Annotated in this window: 21 protein-coding genes; 7 read left to right on the forward strand and 14 right to left on the reverse strand. The window is 71.2% G+C overall.

What is annotated here, in order from left to right:
• Positions 1-61 precede the first annotated feature (61 nt).
• Positions 62-6,946, forward strand: coding sequence for a polymorphic toxin-type HINT domain-containing protein (locus tag EDD90_RS41910; RefSeq protein ID WP_123978311.1), 6,885 nt, complete (start codon positions 62-64; stop codon positions 6,944-6,946).
• Positions 6,931-7,815, forward strand: coding sequence for a hypothetical protein (locus EDD90_RS41915; protein ID WP_123978312.1), 885 nt, complete (start codon positions 6,931-6,933; stop codon positions 7,813-7,815). The genes EDD90_RS41910 and EDD90_RS41915 overlap by 16 nt, the downstream gene beginning before the upstream one ends.
• Positions 7,816-7,897: 82 nt before the next feature.
• Here the strand turns inward: EDD90_RS41915 and EDD90_RS41920 are convergent, their stop codons facing one another.
• From EDD90_RS41920 to EDD90_RS41930, 3 genes are all read right to left on the reverse strand, one after another.
• A complete protein-coding gene (locus EDD90_RS41920; RefSeq protein WP_123978313.1) occupies positions 7,898-9,112 on the reverse strand; it encodes an acyl-CoA dehydrogenase family protein in 1,215 nt (404 codons plus the stop codon).
• A gap of 6 nt (positions 9,113-9,118) precedes the next feature.
• On the reverse strand, positions 9,119-10,141 hold the full coding sequence (locus EDD90_RS41925; RefSeq protein WP_123978314.1) for a phosphotransferase family protein: 1,023 nt from the start codon (positions 10,139-10,141) through the stop codon (positions 9,119-9,121).
• Between the two features lie 169 nt (positions 10,142-10,310).
• A complete protein-coding gene (locus EDD90_RS41930) occupies positions 10,311-10,607 on the reverse strand; it encodes a hypothetical protein (protein WP_123978315.1) in 297 nt (98 codons plus the stop codon).
• A 129-nt stretch (positions 10,608-10,736) separates the two neighbouring features.
• Here EDD90_RS41930 and EDD90_RS41935 point away from each other — a divergent pair, with 129 nt between their 5' ends.
• The gene (locus tag EDD90_RS41935) at positions 10,737-11,030 is read left to right on the forward strand and encodes a zinc-binding dehydrogenase (RefSeq protein ID WP_123978316.1); all 294 of its coding nucleotides are present in this window, start codon (positions 10,737-10,739) and stop codon (positions 11,028-11,030) included.
• Positions 11,031-11,074: 44 nt separating this feature from the next.
• Here EDD90_RS41935 and EDD90_RS41940 read toward each other — a convergent pair whose 3' ends face one another.
• From EDD90_RS41940 to EDD90_RS41955, 4 genes are all read right to left on the reverse strand, one after another.
• Positions 11,075-11,389, reverse strand: a complete 315-nt coding sequence (locus tag EDD90_RS41940) for a DUF202 domain-containing protein (RefSeq protein ID WP_260328471.1) — start codon at positions 11,387-11,389, stop codon at positions 11,075-11,077.
• On the reverse strand, positions 11,386-11,778 hold the full coding sequence (locus tag EDD90_RS41945) for a YidH family protein (protein WP_123978318.1): 393 nt from the start codon (positions 11,776-11,778) through the stop codon (positions 11,386-11,388). The genes EDD90_RS41940 and EDD90_RS41945 overlap by 4 nt, the downstream gene beginning before the upstream one ends.
• Positions 11,779-11,894: 116 nt before the next feature.
• Positions 11,895-12,410 carry an NUDIX hydrolase gene (locus EDD90_RS41950; protein WP_123978319.1) on the reverse strand — a complete coding sequence of 172 codons (516 nt, stop codon included), beginning with the start codon at positions 12,408-12,410 and terminating at the stop codon, positions 11,895-11,897.
• A 42-nt stretch (positions 12,411-12,452) separates the two neighbouring features.
• Complete coding sequence (locus EDD90_RS41955) at positions 12,453-13,364, reverse strand: DMT family transporter (RefSeq protein ID WP_260328472.1); 912 nt, start codon at positions 13,362-13,364, stop codon at positions 12,453-12,455.
• A gap of 372 nt (positions 13,365-13,736) precedes the next feature.
• On the opposite strand from EDD90_RS41955, the gene EDD90_RS41960 reads away from it, so the two are divergent.
• From EDD90_RS41960 to EDD90_RS41970, 3 genes are all read left to right on the forward strand, one after another.
• Positions 13,737-14,708: a hypothetical protein gene (locus EDD90_RS41960; protein WP_260328473.1), complete on the forward strand. Its 972-nt coding sequence runs from the start codon at positions 13,737-13,739 to the stop codon at positions 14,706-14,708.
• Between the two features lie 73 nt (positions 14,709-14,781).
• Positions 14,782-15,522, forward strand: a complete 741-nt coding sequence (locus EDD90_RS41965) for a molybdopterin-dependent oxidoreductase (RefSeq protein WP_123978321.1) — start codon at positions 14,782-14,784, stop codon at positions 15,520-15,522.
• Positions 15,506-16,129 (forward strand): cytochrome b/b6 domain-containing protein, encoded by a 624-nt coding sequence (locus tag EDD90_RS41970; RefSeq protein WP_123978322.1) that lies wholly within the window; start codon positions 15,506-15,508, stop codon positions 16,127-16,129. The genes EDD90_RS41965 and EDD90_RS41970 overlap by 17 nt, the downstream gene beginning before the upstream one ends.
• Positions 16,130-16,358: 229 nt before the next feature.
• Here EDD90_RS41970 and EDD90_RS41975 read toward each other — a convergent pair whose 3' ends face one another.
• The 4 genes from EDD90_RS41975 to EDD90_RS41990 are packed head-to-tail and all read right to left on the reverse strand — an operon-like array spanning position 16,359 to position 20,117.
• Positions 16,359-17,366 carry an L-idonate 5-dehydrogenase gene (locus tag EDD90_RS41975; RefSeq protein WP_123978323.1) on the reverse strand — a complete coding sequence of 336 codons (1,008 nt, stop codon included), beginning with the start codon at positions 17,364-17,366 and terminating at the stop codon, positions 16,359-16,361.
• A 14-nt stretch (positions 17,367-17,380) separates the two neighbouring features.
• Positions 17,381-18,139, reverse strand: coding sequence for an SDR family oxidoreductase (locus tag EDD90_RS41980; RefSeq protein WP_123978324.1), 759 nt, complete (start codon positions 18,137-18,139; stop codon positions 17,381-17,383).
• Positions 18,140-18,150: 11 nt separating this feature from the next.
• Positions 18,151-19,548, reverse strand: coding sequence for a gluconate:H+ symporter (locus EDD90_RS41985; protein WP_123978325.1), 1,398 nt, complete (start codon positions 19,546-19,548; stop codon positions 18,151-18,153).
• 47 nt (positions 19,549-19,595) lie between these two features.
• Positions 19,596-20,117 carry a gluconokinase gene (locus EDD90_RS41990; RefSeq protein WP_123978326.1) on the reverse strand — a complete coding sequence of 174 codons (522 nt, stop codon included), beginning with the start codon at positions 20,115-20,117 and terminating at the stop codon, positions 19,596-19,598.
• A 182-nt stretch (positions 20,118-20,299) separates the two neighbouring features.
• On the opposite strand from EDD90_RS41990, the gene EDD90_RS41995 reads away from it, so the two are divergent.
• Positions 20,300-21,001 (forward strand): FadR/GntR family transcriptional regulator, encoded by a 702-nt coding sequence (locus EDD90_RS41995; protein ID WP_123978327.1) that lies wholly within the window; start codon positions 20,300-20,302, stop codon positions 20,999-21,001.
• Positions 21,002-21,004: 3 nt separating this feature from the next.
• Here EDD90_RS41995 and EDD90_RS42000 read toward each other — a convergent pair whose 3' ends face one another.
• From EDD90_RS42000 to EDD90_RS42010, 3 genes are read right to left on the reverse strand one after another with little or no spacing between them, the layout of a single operon-like run.
• Complete coding sequence (locus EDD90_RS42000; RefSeq protein WP_123978328.1) at positions 21,005-21,427, reverse strand: YchJ family protein; 423 nt, start codon at positions 21,425-21,427, stop codon at positions 21,005-21,007.
• A 48-nt stretch (positions 21,428-21,475) separates the two neighbouring features.
• Positions 21,476-21,637 (reverse strand): hypothetical protein, encoded by a 162-nt coding sequence (locus tag EDD90_RS42005; RefSeq protein WP_311737245.1) that lies wholly within the window; start codon positions 21,635-21,637, stop codon positions 21,476-21,478.
• Between the two features lie 46 nt (positions 21,638-21,683).
• Positions 21,684-23,057: a M1 family metallopeptidase gene (locus EDD90_RS42010; RefSeq protein ID WP_123982202.1), complete on the reverse strand. Its 1,374-nt coding sequence runs from the start codon at positions 23,055-23,057 to the stop codon at positions 21,684-21,686.
• Positions 23,058-23,096 lie beyond the last annotated feature (39 nt).

A 23,096-nucleotide genomic window follows, 5' to 3' on the forward strand; every position in this document is an offset into this window, starting at 1 on the left:
TACCGCACCGACCGCGGACCGGCACCCGGTGGCGCGCTACAGGGGACCACGAGGGATGACCATGAGACCCGAAGCACGCGGGCTTGCCCGCCTGTTCCTGTTCCGTACACCACGACGCAGAATCGCCCTGGCCACCGCCTCGGTGCTGACCGCCACCCTGCTCCAGGGCGTCACCGCCCCGGCCGTCGCCGAGGGCTGGCACCGGCCCGCGGTGCCCGCCTCCGAACCTCCGGTCGCCGGCGGCCCGGCCGCCAAGGCCAAGCCGCGCAAGGTCATGAAGACCCCGCGCACCCCGCAGCGGCCGCCGGCCGCCGCCTGGCCGAAGCCGGGCGCGGCGACGGTCACACTCGGCTCGAAGCCGGCCCGTGCGAAGGGCCTGCCGCTCACCCTCGCAACCGGGGACGCCACTGCCAAGGGCGCCCGTGCCAAGGCAGCAACCGGCAAGGGGGCCGGTGCCAAGGCCGCCACCGGCAAGGTCGCCGCCCGTGTTCTCGACCGCGCCTTCGCACGGAAGGCCGGCCTGGACGGCCCTGTCTTCACCCTGCGCGCGGGCCGCGCCGAGGACGCCGGCAAGGTCCGCGCCGGGCTCGACTACGCCTCCTTCGCCGGCGCCTTCGGCGGCGGCTACGCCGACCGGCTTCGCCTCGTCGAGCTGCCCGCCTGTGTGCTGACCAGTCCGCAGAAGCCGCAGTGCCGCACCACCGAGCCGGTGGCCACGGTCAACGACCCGGAGACGAAGACCCTCACCGCGAAGGCCGTCACCCTCAGCGCCTCGTCGGCCACCGTGCTCGCCGCGGTCGCCGGCTCCGGCAGCGGTCTCGGCGACTACCAGGCCACCTCCCTGTCCGCCTCCGCCACCTGGAGCACCGACCTCAACAGCGGTTCGTTCGCCTGGTCGTACCCCCTGGCGGTGCCCCAGGTGTCAGGCGGTCTGGTCCCCAACCTCTCCCTGTCCTACTCCTCCGGAGCCGTCGACGGCCGTACCGGCAACACCAACAACCAGTCCTCCTGGGTCGGCGACGGCTTCGACCTGTCACCCGGGTACATCGAGCGCCGTTACAAGGGCTGCTCCGACGACGACGTCAAGAACGCCGACGGCAACGTGCCCGGCGACCTGTGCTGGGGCTACGACAACGCAGTGCTCCAACTCAACGGCACCGGCGGCGAGCTGGTGCCGAGCGGCACCGACACCTGGAAGCTGAAGGACGACGACGGCACCAAGGTCGAGCGGATCTACGGCACTTCCTCCGACGTCCGCTCCAACGGCGCCCGCAACGACGAGTACTGGCGGGTGACCACCCCCGACGGCACCCAGTACTACTTCGGCTACAACCGGCTGCCCGGCTGGGCGACCGGCAAGGCGACCACCGACTCCACCTGGACCGTCCCGGTCTACGGCGACGACTCCGGCGAGCCCTGCCACGCGGCCGCGTTCGCCGACTCCTGGTGCCAGCAGGGCTGGCGCTGGAACCTGGACTACGTCGTGGACACCCACGGTGACGCCGTCGCCTACTACTACAACAAGGAGACCAACTCCTACGGCCGCAACCTCAAGCCGGCCGACGACACCCCCTATGTGCGCGGCGGCGCCCTGGACCACATCGACTACGGGCTGAAGAACACCTCCGTGTACTCGGCGAAGGCGCTCGCCCGGGTCGACTTCACCAGCTCCGAGCGGTGCATCCCGGACAGCTCCACGGACTGCTCCTCGATCACCAAGGACGCCTCCCACTGGTACGACACCCCCTGGGACCTGAACTGCGACGCGGGCACCGACTGCGACAAGGGCCGGGTCTCCCCGGCGTTCTTCACCCGCAAACGGCTCACCGGCGTCAGCACCAAGGTCCTGGGGTCCGGCGGCGGCTACAGCGAGGTCGACGACTGGAAGCTCGCCCACCGCTGGGGCCAGGCCGACATCGACTACCAGCTGCTGCTCGACTCCGTCCAGCGGACCGGACACGACGGCACCAGCTCGGTCACCCTGCCGAAGGTCACCTTCGCCTACACCCAGCTCGCCAACCGGCTCGACAAGACGGGCGACGGCTGGGCGCCCTTCATCAAGGCCCGCCTGTCCACCGTCGACGACGAGTCCGGCGGCCAGATCGACGTCGGCTACTCCGCCCCGGCCTGCGACTTCGCCGCACTGCCCACCCCGGAGACCAACACCACCCGCTGTTTCCCGCAGTACATCGGCGGTGACGCCACCACCGACCCCGAACGGCAGTGGTTCAACAAGTACGTCGTCGACACGGTCACCTCGACCGACCGCACCGGCGGTGCCCCCGACCAGGTCACCATGTACGACTACCTGGACGGCGCCGCCTGGCACTACGACGACACCGACGGGATGACCAAGGACAAGTTCAAGACCTGGTCCGACTGGCGCGGCTACGGCCATGTCCGCGTACGCACCGGCGGCCAGGGCGGCGCCCCGGCGATGCGGACGCAGACCGACAGCTACTTCCTGCGCGGCATGGACGGCGACCGCAAGAACACCACCGGCGGAACCAAGGACGTCAGTGTCACCCTGGACTCCGGCGAGGGCGACCCGATCACCGACCACGCCTCGACGGCCGGGTTCGGCTACAAGACCGTCACCTACTCCGCGCCCGGCGGGAACGTCCTCGCCAAGACGGTGAACCGCCCCTGGCACCAGGAGACCGCGAAGAAGGTCCGGGACTGGGGCACCGTCACCGCCGACCTCACCGGCACCGAGAACACCAGGACCTGGACCTCCCTGGACGACGGCGCCGGCGCCAAGTGGCGCACCACCTCCCTCACCAACACCCTCGACCCGGTGACCGGCCTGATCACCCGGATCGACGACGCCGGTGACACGTCCACCACGGACGACGACCAGTGCACCCGCTCCACCTACGTCTCCGGCAGCGCCGTCCTGAACACCCCGGTGCGCGTCGAGACCGTCGCCAAGGCGTGCGACGCCGCCACCAGCCGGCCCGCCGACGTCGTCTCCGACACCCGCACCGCCTACGACGGCGGCGCCTACGGGGCGGCGGCCACCAAGGGCGACGCCACCCGGGTCGCCAAGCTCAAGAAGTACGACGGCAGCACGGCCGTCTACGTGGAGTCCGGCTCCGGCTACGACGGCTACGGCCGCGTGCTGACCACCACCGACCTGACCGCGGACGTCACCGTCACCGCTGCGGGCACACTCACCCGCACCGCGCGTTCGGACGGCCGTACCACCACCACCGCCTACAACCCGACCTCGGGCTTCGCCACCTCCTCCTCCGTCACCAACCCGCCGGTCACCCCCGGCGACAGCACCACCGCGACCACCACCACCCAGACCTTCGACCCGCTGCGCGGCCAGACGCTGACCCAGACCGACACCAACGGCAAGGTCACGACGTACGCCTACGATCCGCTGGGCCGCACCACCAAGGTCTGGCTGGCCGACCGGACCACGAGCCAGACCCCGAGCTACGAGTTCACGTACACCATCACCGACGCCAAGCCGGTGGCCGTAGGCACCAAGATCATCGGTAACAACGGCGCACAGGACACCTCGTACGCCTTCTACGACGGCTTCCTGCGCCCCCGCCAGACCCAGGCGCCGGGCCCCAGGGGCGGCACCCTCCTCAGCGACACCTTCTACGACGAACGCGGCGAGGTGGCCAAGGAGTTCGCCTCCTACTACACCGACACCACCGCGCCGTCCACGACGATGTTCAAGCCGGAGAACGCGCTGAGCGTGGAGACCCAGAACCGCTACACCTACGACGGTCTGGGCCGGCCGACCGAGCTGCGGCAGATCGCCGGCAACGGCGACGGCGGCACGGTCCTCGGCATCACCAGGACCGTCTACGGCGGCGACCGCACCACCGTCATCCCGCCGGTCGGCTCCACCGCCACCACCACCCTCAACGACTCGCGCGGCCAGACCACCGAGATCCGCGAACTGCACGCCCGCGCCCCCGAGGCCGCCTTCGACACCACCGCCTACCACTACAGTCCGCGCGGTGAGCTGACCAAGGTCACCGATCCGGGCGGCAACTCCTGGACCTGGACGTACGACCTGCTCGGCCGGCTCACCGACACCACCGACCCGGACAAGGGCGCCACCCACACCGAGTACGACGACCGCGGGCTCGTGACCACCACCAAGGACGCCCGTGGCACCGTCCTCGCCTACGTCTACGACGGCCAGGGCCGCAGGACCGAACTGCACGACACCTCGGCCACCGGCACCCTGCGCGCCAAGTGGGTCTACGACACCGTCAGCGGCGCCAAGGGCCAGCTGGCCGAGTCCGTCCGCTACAGCGGCGGGCAGGCGTACAGCACCAAGGTCCTCGCGTACGACCGGCTCTACCGCCCGCAGCGCACCCAGGTGACGATTCCCTCGATCGAGGGCTCCCTGGCCGGCACGTACCTGTCGACGACCACCTACAACCTCTCCGGCACGGTGCAGGGCGTCGGCTACCCCAAGGCCGGTGCGCTGGCGGCCGAGACGTTCGCCTACACCTACGAGAGCGGCACCCAGCGGCCGATCGCGGTCAGCGGCCCGAAGAACCTGAAGGGCTCGACGTCCTACAGCGACACGGGCAAGCCGCTGCAGTACGTCCTCACCGCGAACGGCGGCAAGGAGACGGTCGAGAACAACACCTACCAGTGGGGCACACAGCGGCTCGCGACCTCGGAGGTGAGCCGGCAGGACGTGACCGGTGTCGACCAGCACAACACGTACACGTACGACGAGGCCGGCAACGTCCTGTCCGTCTCGGACACCTCGCGCTCCGGCACCGACAACCAGTGCTTCGACTACGACTACCTGGGCCGGCTGACCGAGGCATGGTCACAGCCGACCACCGGCTGTGCCGCCGACCCGTCCTCGGGGGTCCTGGGCGGTCCGGCGCCGTACTGGACCTCCTACTCCTACGACGTCGTCGGCAACCGGCTCACCGAGACCCAGCACGCCACCGCCTCCGGGGCCTCGGACGCCCAGCGCGTCTACCACTACCCGAAGCCCGGCTCGCACAAGCTGGACTCGGTGGACACCACGGCAGGCACGGTCAAGTCCACCGACAGCTTCACCTACGACGACATCGGCGACACCCACACCCGGCTGCTCGGTGACGGCACCTCCCAGACCCTGGACTGGGACGCGGAGGGCCATCTGGCCAAGGTGACCCAGCCGGTGGCGGGCGGCAGCGACAAGGTCACCGAGTACCTGTACGACGCCGACGGCGACCGGCTCATCGGCCGCACCCCGACCGAGACCACGCTCTACCTCGGCTCGACCGAGATCACCCTGGCCAAGGGCGCGAGCACGGCGAAGGCCACCCGGTACTTCGACCTCGGCGGCGGCCACCAGGCCGTCCAGCAGGACGACGGGACGATCTCCTTCACCCTGGCCGACCACCACGGCACGGCCCAGCTCTCCGTCAACGCCGACACCCAGGCCCTCGCCCAGCGCCGCACCGAGCCCTTCGGCGACACCCGAGGTACCGAGCCGGGCAACTGGCCCGGCACCAAGGGCTTCGTCGGCGGCACCACGGACAAGGCGACCGGCCTGACCCATCTCGGCGCACGCGAGTACGACCCGGCGACCGGCCGCTTCCTGTCGGTCGACCCGGTCTTCACGGCCGACGACCCGCAGCAGATGAACGGCTACAGCTACGCCGACAACAACCCGCTCACCTACTCCGACCCGGCGGGCACGGAGATCGGCTCCAGGCCCAACTCCTGCCAGTACGACGTGAAGTACTGCAGCAAGCACGAGCAGCAGGAAGTCGGCTACGACCCGAAGACGGGCACCAGCGACTACCACCGCGGCAACATCTACAAGCGCGCCCATGCCCGGCAGAAGGCCTGGACGGCCGCCAACACCCCCGTCACCAACGACATCGACAAGCTCCAGAACTACTGGGCGAGCATGATGGACGGGGAGTTCACGGACGACTTCTGGGACAACCCCGTCTACGAGTCCAAGAAGGCCGGCTCCGCCTGCTACGGGCGGGAGGGCTGCCGTCAGGCCTACCTCTACGTCCTCCACAACGGCGACGACGCCGATGTGGCGACGGCGAAGGAGATCGCGGCCACCTACTGCGTCTACAACGCCCAGCAGTGCGCGGACGAGGACAAGGAGGTGGCGCGGGGCAAGGTCATCGAGGGCATGGTCAACGACGCCCTGCTCGCCTACATCGGCGGCGCGGCCGGCGCGGAACGCCCACGACCCTGCAACAGCTTCGTCCCGGGCACCGCGGTCCTCATGGCCGACGGCACGACCAAGCCGATCGAGGACGTGAAGACCGGCGACAAGGTCCTCGCCACCGACCCGAAGACCGGCCGCACCGAGGTCAAGACGGTCACCGCCGAGATCACCGGCAAGGGCCTCAAGCACCTGGTCAGGATCACTCTCTCCGTCGACGACGGAAAGGGCGGGAAGCGGACCGTCTCGGTCACGGCGACCGACGGCCACCCGTTCTGGGTCCCGGAGCTGGGCAGGTGGATCGACGCCACCGACCTCACCACGGGCGAGTCACTGCGCACCTCCGCCGGCACCGGGGTACGGATCAGCGCGCTCCGGCGGTGGACCCAGCAGGCCACGGTCCACAACCTCACCGTGGCCGACCTGCACACGTACTATGTGCGGGCCGGGTCGACTTCGGTCCTCGTACACAACGACAACTGCAACTCGCTCACCCGGGCACAGGCCGACGACGTCGCGAACTACCTGGGATACAAGAAGACCAAGATGCGGTCCGCGGGCGGAGCCCAGATCTGGGAGAACAAGAAGGCGACGGGCGGTCAGCCGCGGTACATCACCTACGACCGGACCGGCCACAACAAGCAGGCCATATTCAAGGGAGCCAGTTTCAAGAACCCCTTCCAGTCGACCAAGGACTCGGCTCGGGACGGGACGTACGGACTGGACATATCCCCGACGGGAGACGTGCTGGGGCTCAAATGGCTGGCGAAGTGAACACCGAGGTCGTCGTCGGCCCGCGCAGTGGGCTCGTGCGCGACGAGCTGGCGGACGCGCCCGACTGGAGTGCGTATGCGGCGGAACTGCGCAGCGTGCTCGAAACGGTCGTCGAGAAGAGCGCCGTTGATCTCCTGGAGGTCGGCGAGCTGCTGGTGAACCAGCCCCTGCCGGACAGGTACTCGGGCCTCCGTAACGGAGTCCGGGTTCCTCCCGCGGAGGCGCTCGACCTCGTCCGGCGGATGGTCGCCGGAGACGGACCGTACTGCCGTCTCTCCGCGCCCGGACGGCTTCACATCCAGTCCGGGTGGGACGGGGCCGTACACCTCTGGGTCACGCCGGAGACGGGCGCCGCGCTGGCGGGATACCTCGGCGCGGAGGTCAGTCTCGAGTTCCGCAGCACGTTCCCGGAGTCCGCGGACGTGCCGGACCCGGTCGAGGCCGTCGCGGACGAGGGCTTCTGGGACGCGGTGCGGAAGGTGTCGGACGGAACCACGCTGTTGTGCGAGCGCTGGGCGCACGGCTCCTACGGTTCCAGATGGTTCCGGGTGACCCGGGAGAACGCGGCCGAAGTGGCCCGACTGGTGTCGCCGCGTTCTCTCCTGTGCGTGGTCGCCGAGCCGGACCTGCGGGCCACCACCGAGGTGCCGGACGACGCCGAGGTGCTGGACGACGGCTTCACCGCCTTCGTGTCCCCGCTGCTGCCTGGCGCACTGGCCCACCGGGAATATCCCGGTGGGGCCGACAGCCTGTCCGACGTCGTGGGCGCGGGCTTCGATCTGTTGCTGACGGACGGCGCCATGGGCCGCTGGTGTGCCGTGGTGCCGGACCCGGACGGGGTGAACAGGGCGCAGTGGGAGAGCCCGTAACAGCCACCCCGTAGACACCCCGTAGCACCGAGGAAGGCCCCGGCGTCGTTACAGCCGGGGCCTTCCGCGTTCTTCCGGTGTCCTACAGGTACTTCTTCAGCTCCCGGCGCGCCAGCGACCGCTGGTGGACCTCGTCCGGGCCGTCGGCGATCATCAACGTGCGTGCCGCCGCGTACAGTTCGGCCAGCGGGAAGTCCTGGCTGACACCGCCCGCGCCGTGCAGCTGGATCGCCCGGTCGATGATGTCGACGACCGCACGCGGTGTGGCGATCTTGATGGCCTGGATCTCGGTGTGGGCGCCCCGGTTGCCGACGGTGTCCATCAGCCAGGCCGTCTTGAGGACCAGCAGCCGCAGCTGCTCGACGGTCACACGCGCGTCGGCGATCCAGTTGTGCACCACGCCCTGCTGGGCGAGCGCCTTGCCGAAGGCCTGGCGGGAGACGGCCCTGCGGCACATCAGCTCGATCGCCCGCTCGGCCATGCCGATCAGCCGCATGCAGTGGTGGATGCGGCCCGGGCCCAGGCGGGCCTGGGCGATGGCGAAGCCGCCGCCCTCCTCGCCGATCAGGTTGGCGACCGGCACGCGCGCGTGGTCGAAGACCACCTCGGCGTGGCCGCCGTGGGAGTGGTCCTGGTAGCCGAAGACCTGCATCGCGCGCTTCACCGTGACACCGGGGGTGTCGCGCGGGACCAGCACCATGGACTGCTGGCGCCGGACGTCGGCGCCGTCCGGGTCGGTCTTGCCCATCACGATGAAGATCTTGCAGTCCGGGTTCATCGCCCCGGAGATGTACCACTTGCGGCCGGTGATGACGTAGTCGTCGCCGTCCCGCTCGATGTACGTGGTGATGTTGGTGGCGTCGGAGGAGGCCACCTCCGGCTCGGTCATGGCGAACGCGGAGCGGATCTCACCGGCCAGCAGCGGCTCCAGCCACTGCTTCTTCTGTGCCTCGTCGGCGAACTGGGCCAGCACCTCCATGTTGCCGGTGTCCGGGGCCGCGCAGTTCAGCGCGGTCGGCCCCAGGTGCGGGGAGCGGCCGGTGATCTCGGCGAGCGGCGCGTACTGGAGGTTGGTGAGGCCGGCGCCGTACTCGGCGTCGGGGAGGAAGAGGTTCCACAGGCCCTGCCTGCGGGCCTCGGCCTTCAGCTCCTCGACCACGGCCGGGGTGTCCCACGGCGAGGCCAGCGCGGCGCGCTGCTCCTCCGCCACCGACTCGGCCGGGTACACGTACTCGTCCATGAAGGCGAGCAGCTTGGCGCGCAGTTCCTCGGTGCGCGCGTCGAACGCGAAGTCCATGGCCGGTCAGCCTTCCTGAAGAGTGGTCAGTCCGTGGTCGATGAAGACGGGGACGAGTTCGCCGATGCGGTCGAAGCCCTGCCCGAGCGTCTGGCCCAGCGTGTACCGGTAGTGGATGCCCTCCAGGATCACGGCGAGCTTGAACCAGGCGAACGCCGTGTACCAGGAGATCTGCGAGACGTCCCGGCCGGAGCGGGCCGCGTAGCGCTCGACCAGTTCCTGCGGGGACGGGTGGCCGGGTGCCTCGGCGGTGGTAGACACCGGCGAGTCGGGCGTGCCGAGCGGCTGGCTGTACATCACCAGCAGGCCCAGGTCGGTCAGCGGGTCGCCGAGCGTGGACATCTCCCAGTCGAGGATCGCCTTGATCCGGTCGTCGTCGCCGATCAGGACGTTGTCGAGGCGGTAGTCGCCGTGGATGACGGTGGGCGCGGGGGAGTCGGGCAGCCGGCGGCCCAGGGTCGCGTGCAGCTCGTCGATGCCGGCCAGGTCCCGGTTGCGGGAGGCGTCCAGCTGCTTGCCCCAGCGGCGCAGCTGGCGGTCCAGGAAGCCCTCGGGCCGCCCGAAGTCGGCGAGGCCGACCTCCTCGGGGTCCACGGCGTGCAGCTCGACCAGCGTGTCCACGAGGGACAGCACCGCGTTGCGGGTGCGCTCCGCACCGAGCGGGACGAGCTGGTCGGCGGTGCGGTACGGGGTGCCCTCGACGAACTCCATCACATAGAACGGCGCGCCGAGGACCTCCTCGTCCTCGCACAGCAGCACCGGGCGCGGCACCGGCACCTCGGTCGGGTACAGCCCGCTGATCACCCGGTGCTCGCGCTTCATGTCGTGCGCGGTGGCCAGGACGTGGCCCAGCGGCGGCCGTCGTACGACCCACTTCGAGGTGCCGTCGGAGATCGCGTAGGTGAGGTTCGACCGTCCGCCCTCGATCAGCCTTCCGGTCAGCGGACCGGTCACCAGGCCGGGGCGCTCGTGGTCGAGCAGACCGCGCAGCCGGTCGAGATCCAGTCCGGGCGGGTGGTCGGGGCTCATGCATCGCTCCTACGAACGAATGAACAGGACCCGACTTATGATGCCGACCAGTCGGTATGTCGTCCAGCGGGTGAGCCAAACGTGACCGGGACCACCCTACGACCCGACCGGCGGGTGACGGCTCCCCGCGCACGCAGAGCGGGGAGCCGTCACGGATGCGGGGGCCGGCTCAGTGGTCGTCCCAGTGGCCGTCGTGCTCGGCGTGCCGGTGGCCGTCGTGCAGGTAGTCGATGTGATCGCCGTGCAGTACGCCGGTGTGTCCGCAGCCGTCGCCGTGCCGGTGGTCGTGGCCGTCGTGGGTGACATGCGCGTCGGGCTCGCACTCGTCCCAGTGGCCGCCGTGCTCGCGGTGCAGATGCCCGTTGTGCGCGTAGTCGACGTGGTCGCCGTGCGGCACCTGGTCGTGCCCGCAGTCCGGTCCGTGGCTGTGGCCGTGCGTGGTGTGTTCCTGATGAAGGGTGGTCATGCTGCTCACCTTCAGGGTGTGCGGGGTTCAGGAGTGTGGCGTGATGCCGACGGACAGGCTGCCACGCAAACGGTGCATATACGGGTATCCCGGTTGCGTGGCGCCCGAGTACCCCGGAGGGTCGTGTGCATGAAGGGCATCAGCTACAGCCGGTACGGCGGACCCGGGGTACTGGAGTACGGCGAGGTCAGGGACCCCAAGATCGGCCCCGACGCGGTGCTGGTGAAGGTGCGGGCGGCGGCCGTCGACCCGGTCGACTGGAAGGGCCGCGAGGGCCATCTGGACGGCGTCCTGAAACGGCTCTCCGCGCTCGCGGAGCAGGGGGCGGTGACCGTCCATGTCGACGGGACGTTCCCGCTGGAGCGGACGGCCGACGCGCACCGGCGCAGCCAGGAGGGACGGACCCGGGGAAACCGGTGGTGACGGTCGACCCGCCGGAGGCGGGGTAGGCCTTCAGGAGCAGGTGCTCATACGACCAGTGCGGCGGCGCAGACCGCGATCGCGACCGTGCACAGCACCGCCGCGGTCGCCTGCCGCGGGGGCAGCGCCCGGGGGCGGTCAGTGGTGGCGAGGGCGCGGATACGGCGGTTGGCGACCAGGAGGAAGCCCAGCCAGAGCAGACCGCACGCGGCGCAGGCGGCCACTCCCACGGCCGAGGCGGAGCCGTGCAGCGCGGTCTTCGCGGCGAGTATGGCGGCGACGGTCGCCGACAGCGTCGTACGCCGCCAGGCCAGCCGGGTCCGCTCCGGCTGCAGCCCCGGGTCGCGGCGCGGCTCGGTCACCCTTCCCACCCGACGAGCACGACGAGCACCATCGCGACGGCGACCACGGCGACGACCACGCTCAGCAGGGCCGGGAACCGGGACACCGGCAGATCCTCACCGCGCCGCATCGCCCGCTCGCAGCGCATCCAGTGGTTCACGGCACGCAGCGAGCACAGCACGCCGGCGGCGAGGAGCGCGAGCGCGAGGCCGACGCGCCAGCCCCAGCGGAGGTCGGGCAGGAACTGGTCCACGGCGAAGCCGCCGCCGATCAGGGCGAGGGCGGTGCGCAGCCAGGCCAGGAAGGTCCGCTCGTTGGCGAGGGAGAAACGGTAGTCGGGCGTCGTGCCCTCCTGCCGGACGACCTCGGGGGCGAACCACAAACGGACGTTCCGCGCGAATTCGATCACGTACAGGAAGACTACCGGGGTGTGTCGGCCGTGCGTCGGCTGCGGGTGGGTGGGGGCTGGTCGCGCCCACGCGGCGGAGCCGCATATCGACACAGCCCCGCGCCCCTGAAAGGGCGCTACAGCCGAGGGCGCCTCGTCCGCAGCCGCTCCCACGCCGCCAGCCCGTCCGGCACCCACTCCCACTCACCGAGCCGCCCGGCCAGCTCCTCCTCGGTCAGGAAGTCGTGCCAGGCCACCTCCTCCACCTGGGGCTGGACCGGCAGCTCGCAGCGCACCTCGTACACCGCCGACCACCAGCTCTGGCCCGCGCCGTTCTCGTACAGGAACTTGAAGAGGAACGTCGGCCGGGGGAGCCCGCTCACGCCCAGTTCCTCCTCGGCCTCGCGCAGCGCCGCGTCGTCGTAGGACTCGCCGGTGCCGACCACGCCCCCGACGAACATGTCGTACAGGGAGGGGAAGACCAGCTTGGTCGCGGTGCGGCGGTGGACGAAGAGGCGGCCGGCGGCGTCCCGGGCCTGGATGAAGACGCAGCGGTGGCGCAGGCCCCGGGCGTACGCCTCGCCGCGCGGGGACTGCCCGATGACCTGGTCGTTCTCGTCGACGATGTCGAGGATTTCGTCAGCAGCGCTCATGCCGCCATCCAAGCAGCCGACGGCCGCGGGTGTCAGCGGGCGTCAGCGCGGCTGGAGGTCCAGCGAGGGTTCCCTCGGCGCCGTACCGCGCGGCATCGCCGGATGCAGCCCGAGCAGCACGATGCCCGCCACGATCGCCGCCAGTGCCGCCGCCTCCCAGGCCAGCGCCCCGGTGTCGGTGCGCAGCCTGTCCCCGAGGAAGCCGACACCGCACAGGATCCCGGCGAGCGGCTGGGCCGCGGTGAGCGCGGGCAGCGACATGCGCAGCTCCGCCGTCTCGAAGGCGCTCTGCACGAGGATCAGCCCGGTGACCCCGAGGGCCAGCACGCCGTACGGCTGCCAGCCGGTCAGCACCTCCATGATGCCGCCCTCGGAGAAGCGCGTGCCGGTGACCCGGGTCAGCGCGTCCTGGACGCCGTACAGCAGGCCGGCGGCGAGGGCGAGCAGCGTCGGTCCTGCGCTGAGGCGGGAGCGTTTGGCGTAGGTGGTGAGCACGAGGGCTATGCCGACCGTCACTCCGATGATCAGCCAGTGGCGCAGCGGGTCGGCGATGGCGTGGCCGCCGCGTGGCTCGCCCGCCACGATGAACGTGGTGACGCCGCCCGCGAGCAGGATGAGGCCCGCCCAGCCCTGGTGGCTGAGGGGGTGCTTGGTCTGGTGCCGGGAGAGCGCGAGGGCGAACAGGAGGTTCGTCGCGAGCAGCGGTTCGACCAGGGAGATCTCGCCCTTGCCGAGGGCGACCGCGCCGAGGATCATGCCGGCGACCATGAGGCCGATGCCGCCGAGCCAGCGCGGCACCTTCATCAGGTCGAGCAGCAGGCGGGGCGAGAGGAAGTCGCTGAGCGGGGCCTTCTGTGCGACGTTCTGCTGGAGCACGAACCCGAAGCCGAGGCAACAGGCGGCACTCACGGCGAGAACCAGAACCAGAACGGACACGCTGCGTACCTCGATCATGCGGCCGGGTTACGGGGGTGCGTAGTGGCCGACTGTAGCGCTGCCGGATGGGGATTGCTCCGGGAGTACCGGAACCGGGTGACGGACTCGGACACGTTGCCCGGGCCGATCACGGACGGTGGGTCGGGGCGGCACCGGAACGTACTGCCATGGTCCGACGCGCGAGCGGCCCGCGCCATGGCGCACGCCACAGCCGGAACCGGAAGCCCTACGGTCACGGTACGCCAACCGGACCCCGGCGCGCGTCAAGTTCCGTTCTGCCGACGGTAGTTGAACGCCGGACCAGCAGTGTCCAGCTTGACGCAAAGTCTTGGCTGGGGGTTTGCTGTGCGTGATCGGCCGATGGCAGCCCGACAACCAGGAAGTTCCGCGGTGCCCCCAACCCCGCCCCTCTTAGGCCCAGGCCGGGCCGTCGCCGAAGGTTCCCGCGCGGCAGCGCACCCCGGGTGCGAACACTGTCCCGACGACGCTCTCGACGACGCCGAACTCATCTCCGCCCGTGCCGCGTTGGCCCAGGGCCGCTGGCAGTCCGCCCGCTCCCTGCTGCTCCATACGGGTGAGGACTGGGACCGCCGCGGCCACCGGGCCACCGTCCTCGCCCGCGAGCCCTACGCCATCGCCTGGGCCCGCGAGTGGCTGCTGGCCGAGCCCGGCTCCGCCGGCGCCACCACCCTGTACGCCCTGACCCTGGTCCGGCGCGCCCTGCGCGGCAAGGAGCGGCCCGAGCGGGCCCGCGAGGCCTGCGGCAGCGCCGCCGCGCTCGCCCCCGCCGACCCCACCCCATGGCTCGGCCGCCTGCTGCTGGCCCGGTACCTGGGCACTGACGACGAGACCCGCCGGGCCTTCGGCGAGGTGCGCCGCCGCCATCCCGAGCACCACCACGCCCACCACCTGATGGCCGCCCGTCTCGCCGAGACCGAGGCCGAAGGGACGTACGAACTGTGCGCCTTCGCGGAACGCTCGGCCGCCGAGGCCCCGGCCGACTCACCGCTCGCCGTCCTCCCCGTCGTCGCGTACGCCGAACGCCATCGTGTGCTGGCCGTCACCGGCCGGGCCCCCGCCGACCCGGCCGCCGCCGGCCACTGGGACGAGCCGTCCGCCCGGCGCGCCCTGACCGCGGCCTTCGACTGGTGGGTGGAATGGGGCATCGAGGAGCATCCGCGCCGCCATGTCGACCTCAACCACCTCGCCCACGCCACCTCCGGCGCCGGCCGGTACGCCGAGGCCGCGGCCCTCTTCCAGCGCATCGGCCGCCATGCCACCCCGACACCCTGGTCGTATCCGGACCGCGACCCGTGCGAGGCGTTCCGGGCGGCCCGGGAACGCGCGCTGGGAGGTTCATGAGAAGAGGTTGTGGATTCCTTACGGACGGCCGATTCCGTGGCCGCGCCCGCCCCGGGAGTGTTCGAATGAGTACGTGAACTCTGAACAATCCGAGGAGCCACGGCGTACCGAGCAGGGCAGCCCGATCGGCCGCCGGGTGTTCCTCGGCACCATCGGCCTCGGCGCGCTCGGTGTGGTGACCGCGCCGGTGCTGCAGCGCGTCACCGAGTCGGTGCTCGGCACCTTCTCCGGGAAGGACCCCACGGGCCTGACCGGGCTTCTCCCGAACGGCGGCGGCTTCCGCTACTACTCGGTGACCGGGTCGGTGCCGACCAAGACCGCCGCGAACTACCAGCTGAAGATCGACGGACTGGTCGACAAGCCGCACACCTACACCCTGGACGACCTGCGGACCCTGCCGCAGAGCAAGCTGGTCAAGGACGTCCAGTGCGTCACCGGATGGCGGGTCCCCGACACGCCCTTCGAAGGTGTCCGCCTCTCGCACCTCCTGGACCTTGCGGGCGTCCGGGACACCGCCAAGGCGATCCGCTTCACCTGCTTCGACGGCGCGTACACCGAGAGCCTCACCCTCGACCAGGCGCGCCGGCCGGACATCCTGGTCGCGCTGCGTATGCAGAACAAGGAGATCAGCCACGACCACGGCGGCCCGGTCCGCCTCTATGTGGCGCCCATGTACTTCTACAAATCGGCCAAGTGGCTCTCCGGCATCACGGTCACGGACAAGGTCCAGCCCGGATACTGGGAGAAGCTCGGCTACGACGTCGACGCCTGGGTCGGCCGCTCGAACGGACGCGACGATGACCCTACGAGCTGAGGCACCGGCCGCGACGGAGCGGCTGCACCGGTTCACCGCCGCCGAGCGCTGGATCCACCGCACGACGGCCGCGCTGATGGGCATCTGCGTGCTGACCGCCGCGTGCCTCTACATCCCGGAGCTGGCGGTTCTCGTCGGCCGCCGTGAACTGGTCGTCCGCATCCACGAGTGCGCGGGCCTCGCCCTACCCGTCCCGGTGCTCCTCGGCCTGGCCTCCCGCGCCTTCCGCGCCGACCTGGGCTTCCTCAACCGCTTCGGCCCCCACGACAGACTCTGGCTGCGCGCCGCCCTGGCCCGCGACAAGCGCCCGTCCTCCCGGCCGGCGGGCAAGTTCAACGCCGGCCAGAAGATCTACGCGAACTGGATCGCCGGCGCGACCCTGGTCATGCTGGCCACGGGCCTCATGATGTGGTTCACCCACCTCACGCCTCTGATGTGGCGCACCTCGGCCACCTTCGTCCACGACTGGCTGGCACTGACGATCGGCGTCGTCCTGGCGGGCCACGTCGGCATGGCCATGGCCGACCCGGAGGCACGCCGGGGCCTGCGGACGGGCAAGGTGAGCCGGGAGTGGGCGAAGCGTGAGCATCCCCTGTGGCGACCGTAGCCCTGCGGGGCGAGAGCCGACGGGGCCTGCTGAACGAATACCGACGGGAGCGAGACATCGACGGCCGGTTCAGCACCGCCGAACACCACCGCCGAACACCACCGCCGTGGCTGATCGCCGTCGCGGCGGAGAAGACCTGCCGCAGCCGCGGCAACGGCGATCAGCGCCGGGACGGCGATCAGCCACGGCGGTGCCGGGCCGGCCGTACCGGCGGACTCCGGCGACTCCCTCAGCTCTCGAAGTCCAGCAGCACCTTGCAGGACATGCTTCGGTCGGCGGCCAGCCGGAACGCCTCCTCGGCCTTCCGTACCGGAACGACCGCGCTGATCAGGCCGTCGAACGCGGGCTCCCGGGACAGCAGCTCCAGTGCCTCGTCGAACTCCCCGTCGAAGCGGAACGCGCCCCGGAGTTCGATCTCCCGGCTCACCACCAGGTTCCCGGCGAACGGGGACCGGCCCGGCGGCAGCATGCCCAGCTGGACGACGACGCCACCGCGGCGTACCAGCCGTAGGCACGTGTCCAGGCCCGCCGCCACCCCCGACGCCTCGATCGCCACATCGACCTCCGCCGGCCATCCGGAGTCGGCGGGATCGTCGGCCCGTACGACCGTGCCGGCACCGGCGACCGCTGCGTAGCGCAGCGCCTCCGGGAGCAGATCGGTGACCGTGACATGGGCCGCGCCCGCCGCACGGAGCGCCGCCACCACCAGGCAGCCGATCGGGCCGGCCCCGGTGACCAGCACATGCTTTCCGGCCACCGCCCCGGCCCGGCGTACCGCGTGGAGCGCGACCGACAGGGGTTCGGCGAGTGCGGCCCGCCGCAGACCGAGCCCCTCCGGCAGGGGCCGCAACTGGCCCGCCGGTACGGCCAGCCGCGCCGCGAACCCGCCCTGGACGTGCGGGAAGCGGGCCGCGCTGCCGAGGTAGCGGGTGTCCCGGCAGACGTTCGCCCGGCCGTCCGCGCACTCCGGGCAGACCCCGCACGGAGTCGCCGGGTGCACCGCGACCGGCAGGCCCGCGAGCGGCCCGGTGACGGCGGTGCCCACCACCTCGTGGCCCAGCACCATCGGTTCGCGCAGCCGGAAGTCACCGACCCCGCCGTGCCGCCAGTAGTGCAGGTCCGAGCCGCAGACACCGCCGTAGCGGACGTCGACCAGGACCTGGCCGGGGCCGGGCTGCGGGGACGGCAGTTCCGCCACCCGCAGGTCACCCTCGCCATGGATCACACAACCCAGCATCCGCCCGGCCCCCTTCACAGCACGCTCGTCATGCCGCCGTCGACGTACAGCACCTGTCCGCTGATGAAATCCGCGGCGGGGGAGGCGAGGAACAGCACCCCGCCCACCAGGTCCTCCGTACGGCCCCACCGGCCGGCCGGGGTGCGGCGGCGCACCCAGGCGCTGAACTCCTCGTCGTCGACGAGGGGCCGGGTCAGCTCGGTCTCGATGTAGCCGGGGCCCAGGCCGTTCACCTGGACGCCGTGCGGGCCCCAGTCGGCGCACATGCCCTTGGTGAGCATCTTCAGCGCGCCCTTGGTCGCCGCGTACGGCGCGATGCCGGGGCGGACCACCTCGCTCTGCAGCGAGCAGATGTTGACGATCTTGCCGTGGCCGCGGGCCGTCATGTGCCGGGCCGCCTCCCGGCCCACCAGGAACGCGCTCGTCAGGTTGGTGTTCAGGATGCGGTGCCAGTCCGTGTCCGTGAACTCCAGGAGCGGGGCGCGCAGCTGCATGCCCGCGTTGTTGACCAGGATGTCGAGCGGGCCCACCCGCTCCTCCACATCCGCGATGCCGGCGGCCACCGACGGCCCGTCGGTCACGTCGAACGCGGCCGCATGGGAGCCGGGGATCCCGGCGGCCGCCTCGGCCAGCCGGTCCGGGTCCCGGCCGTTGAGGACCACCGTGCAGCCGGCCTCCGCCAGGCCCCGGGCCAGCGCGCGGCCGATGCCCCGGCTGGAGCCCGTGACCAGGGCGGTCCGGCCGCTGATGTCGAAGAGGGGGTGAGCCGTCATCGTCGCACCGCCTAGATCACGAGGGACAGGAGGAGGACCAGACCGCCCGCGACGACCGAGATGATCGTCTCCATGACGGACCAGGTCTTGAGGGTCTGGCCGACGCTCAGGCCGAAGTACTCCTTGACCAGCCAGAAACCGGCGTCGTTGACATGGCTGAAGAAGAGCGAGCCGGCGCCGATGGCGAGGACGAGGAGGGCGGTGTGGGCGGTCGACATGTCGGCCGCGAGGGGAGCCACCAGGCCCGCCGCCGAGACCGTGGCGACCGTCGCCGAGCCCGTCGCGAGCCGGATCGCCACCGCGATCAGCCAGGCCAGCAGCAGCGCCGGTATCGACCAGTCCCTGGAGATCTCCAGGATCATCTGGCCCACACCGCAGTCGATCAGCGTCTGCTTGAAGCCGCCGCCCGCGCCCACGATGAGCAGGATGCCCGCGATGGGCATGAGGCCCTTCTCGACGGTCTGCGAGATCCGCTCCCGGGAGAACCCGGCCGGGCGGCCCAGCGTGAAGATGCCGACGATCACGGCCGCGAGGAGAGCGATCAGGGGGGAGCCGATGACGTCGAAGACGCGCTGGACGGTGTGCGTCGGGTCGTCGACGACTATGTCCACCAGCGCCTTGGCCAGCATCAGGACGACGGGGAGCAGGATCGTGACGAGGGTCGCGCCGAAGCCGGGACGCTTCTCCAGCTCCTCCGACGGGCGCTGCGGGAGCATCCGGTCGGGCGCCTGGACGTCCACCCAGCGCGCGGCGACCTTGGAGAACAGCGGACCGGCGACGATCACGGTCGGGATCGCGACCAGCACGCCCAGGGCCAGGGTCACGCCCAGGTTCGCGTGGACCGCGTCGATCGCGACCAGCGGGCCGGGGTGCGGCGGCACCAGGCCGTGCATCACGGACAGGCCCGCGAGGGCCGGGATGCCGATGCGCATCAGGGAGTAGTTCCCGCGCTTGGCGACCATCAGCACCACCGGGATCAGCAGCACGATGCCGACCTCGAAGAACAGCGGCAGGCCGATCACGGAGGCGATCAGCACCATCGCCCACGGCATGGCGCGCCCGCCGGCCTTCGCGAGGATCGTGTCGACGATCTGGTCCGCGCCGCCGGAGTCGGCCAGCAGCTTGCCCAGGATCGCCCCGAGCGCGATCAGGACACCCACGCCGGCGACCGTGGAGCCGAGGCCGGTGGTGAAGCTGGTGATGACCTTGTCGAGCGGCGCCCCGGCGAACGCGCCCAGCGCGAGCGAGCCGATGGTCAGCGCCAGGAAGGCGTGCAGCTTGAACTTGGTGATGAGCAGGACGATGACCGCGATGCCCGCGAGCACGGCGATGCCCAGCCGGGCGTGTCCGGCCGAGGTGATGGGCGCGACGGCGTCCGCTGCCAGCATCTCGACGTTGAGTCTGGTCACGGGGGTTCCTTGGAGTTATGGGGACGAAGGGGGAGTGGGGCGTTCGGTTACCGCGGGGTGAGGCCGGGCAGCGCGTCCAGCGCCCGTACGGCGCGGGCGGTGATCTCCTCGGGGGTGCCGGAGACGTCCACGGCGACGCCGGGTTCGTCCGCCGCCAGCGGCTCGAGGGTGGCGAACTGGGAGTCCAGCAGCGCCGTCGGCATGAAGTGACCCTGCCGGTGCGACATCCGGTCCTCGATGAGCTTCCGGTCGCCGGTGAGGTGCACGAACACCACACCGGGGGCGGCGGCGCGCAGCCGGTCGCGGTACGACCGCTTCAGCGCGGAGCTGCTGACCACCCCGCCCAGCCCCTCCCGCCCGTGCGCCCAGGAGCCGATGGCGTCCAGCCACGGCCACCGGTCGGCGTCGTCGAGCGGGTGCCCGGCCGACATCTTGGCGATGTTGGCGGGCGGGTGGAAGTCGTCGCCCTCGGCGTACGGGACGCCGAGCCGGGCGGCGAGCAGGGGACCGATCGTGGTCTTGCCCGTACCGGCTACGCCCATCACCACGACGACGTGGGGGGTCCGCATCGCTGCCTCGCTGTCTACCTCGGAGGTTCCTCGACGAGACGGCGCATGCCCTCGACGAGCGACACCGGCCTACGACATCCGGTGTCGGCCTCACTGAAACCCATTAGGTACGACGAATTCAAGGGTGTGTGACATATAAGTCTGACTTTTTGGGTCTGTGATCCACTCGGTACGCTGAGTGCATGAGCACACCGGGCCGGGGGCTGCACGGCCGCGTACTGGACTCCCTGGGCCCCGCGATCACCGCGGGCGAGTACCCGCCGGGCAGCGTCCTGCGCACGGACGAACTGGCCCAGCACTTCGCGGTGTCCCGCTCCGTGATGCGCGAGGCGGTCCGGGTGCTGGAGTCCATGCACCTGGTCGAGTCCCGCCGCCGGGTGGGCGTGACGGTCCGGCCCAAGGCCGCCTGGAACCTCTACGACCCGCAGGTCATCCGCTGGCGGCTGGCGGGCGCCGACCGCCCGCACCAGCTGCGTTCGCTCACGGTGCTGCGCTCGGCGATCGAGCCGGTGGCGGCGGGCCTGGCGGCGAAGCACGCCACGGCGGAGCAGTGCGCCGAGCTCACCGAGTGCGCGCTCGGCATGGTGGCGAACTCACGCGGCCACAAGCTGGAGGGATACCTCGTCCACGACATGGCGTTCCACCGGGTGATCCTGGTCGCGTCCGGCAACGAGATGTTCGCCCGGCTCGGTGACGTGGTGGCCGAGGTCCTCGCGGGCCGTACCCACCACGAGGTGATGTTCGAGGACCCCGACCCGGCCGCCGTCACCCTCCACGTCCAGGTCGCCGAGGCGGTACGGGAGGGCGACGCGGCCCGCGCGGAACAGCTCACCCGGGAGATCACGGTGGGCGCCCTGCAGGAACTGGACATCCTCGCGCCCTAGGCCCTAGTCCTGGAACTCCCCGTCCACGTACACCCAGGCCCCGTCCAGCCGCTCGAACCGGCTGCGCTCGTGCAGTGAGCCGCCCTTGAAGGAGGCACGGAAGGTCACGGTGCCGGTGGTGTGGAAGGCCGAACCGTCGGTCGTCTCCAGGATCTCCAGACCGGTCCAGCGCATCCCCGGCTCGAAGTCGATCCGGGGCGGGCGCGTCCGCGGATGCCAGGTCCGCAGCAGGTACGCCTCGTCGCGCCTGACGAAGGCGCTGTAGCGCGAGCGCATCAGCCGCTCGGCCGTGGGCGCCACGGCCGCTCCCCGGAGGAACCGGCCGCAGCACTCTTCGTACGTCTCCGCGAGACCGCACGGGCAGGCGGGGGTGTGGACCGGGGCGGAGCCGTGCTGCCGCTTGGACTGCGAGGTGCGTCGGGACATGGGCCCCATTCTCGGCGATCCGCCCGCCTGCCCCGACGACCGGCCCGCCTAGGCCGACTCGGCGTTGGTGGGCGGCTGGGCCGGACGCGCCGGGACGGCCTGGACGGGCAGCGCGGGCAGCGCCGTACGGTGCACCCAGGCGTCGAGGAGGCCGTCCAGCGGCTCGTCCGCGAACCGGTTCACATGGGCCGTGAACATCGCCGTGGTCACGGCCCATTCTCGGCGATCCGCCCGCCTGCCCCGACGACCGGCCCGCCTAGGCCGACTCGGCGTTGGTGGGCGGCTGGGCCGGACGCGCCGGGACGGCCTGGACGGGCAGCGCGGGCAGCGCCGTACGGTGCACCCAGGCGTCGAGGAGGCCGTCCAGCGGCTCGTCCGCGAACCGGTTCACATGGGCCGTGAACATCGCCGTGGTCACGGCCCCGCCGCGGTGCAGCCCCGCCCAGGCGCGCAGCATGTGGAAGAACCGCTCGTCGCCGAGCGCGCAGCGGATCGCGTGGATCGTGACCCCGCCGCGTTCGTAGAGCCGGTCGTCGAACATCGCCTTCTTGCCGGGGGCGGCGATCCGGATGTCCTGCGGCATCCCGGACAGCAACCGGTGGGCCACGGCGGCCAGTTGCTGGGCGCTACGGCCGCCCGACCGTTCCGACCACAGCCACTCCGCGTACTTGGCGAGCCCCTCGTTCAGCCAGATGTGGCGCCAGTCGGCGATGGACACGCTGTTGCCGAACCACTGGTGGGCGAGTTCGTGCGCCACCAGCCGCTCCGAACCCCGCGCCCCGTCCACGTGGTTGGCGCCGAACAGCGACAACCCCTGGGCCTCGACGGGGACATCGAACTCCTCGTCGGCGACGACGACGGCGTACTCGTCGAAGGGGTACGGCCCGAACAGCCGCTGGAACAGGTCCATCATCGCGGGCTGCCGCGCGAAGTCCCGGGAGAACTCGGGGAGTAGATGGGCCGGTATGTGACCGTGCATCGGCACCCCGCCGAAGCCCGGGTCGCCCAGCAGCACGGTCTGGAACTTGCCGATCGCCAGGCTCACCAGATAGCTCGACGTCGGCGCCGCCTGCTCGAACACCCAGGTCGTCGTGGACGCCTTGGTGGTACGCGTGAGCAGCCGGCCGCCGGCCACCACCGAGTACGCCGACGGGCAGGTGACCGAGATCAGGTACGACGCCTTGTCGGCCGGCCGGTCGTTGCACGGGAACCACGAGGGTGCGCCGGTCGGCTGGCTCGCCACCAGCGCGCCGTCCGTCAGCTCCTCCCAGCCGATCCCGCCCCAGGGGCTGTTCACCGGCTTGGGGTTGCCCGACCAGTGGATCTCCACGGTGAACGCGGCCCCCGCCCGCAGCGGCTTCGCGGGCTTGATCCGCAGCCTGCCACCCCGGTGCGTCCAGTGCGGCTGCCGGCCGTCCACCCGGATCCGGCCGATCTTGAAGTCGGCCAGGTTCAGCTGGAACTCGGGCAGCGCGGCACGGCCCGCGATCGCGTTGATGCGGGCCATGCCGGAGAGGCGATTGGGTCCGGGCCGGTAGTCCAGCATGAGCTCATAGCGATGCACCCGGTACCGGGAATCGCCGTTGTCCGGGAAATACGGGTCCGGACCCGCTGACTGCTGCACTGCCACTTCCGCGTTCGCTCCCTGCGCCTTGCTGGAACCGTCTCT

It is taken from the genome of Streptomyces sp. Ag109_O5-1 (genome assembly GCF_003814875.1).
Classification (GTDB): Bacteria; Actinomycetota; Actinomycetes; order Streptomycetales; family Streptomycetaceae; genus Streptomyces; species Streptomyces sasae.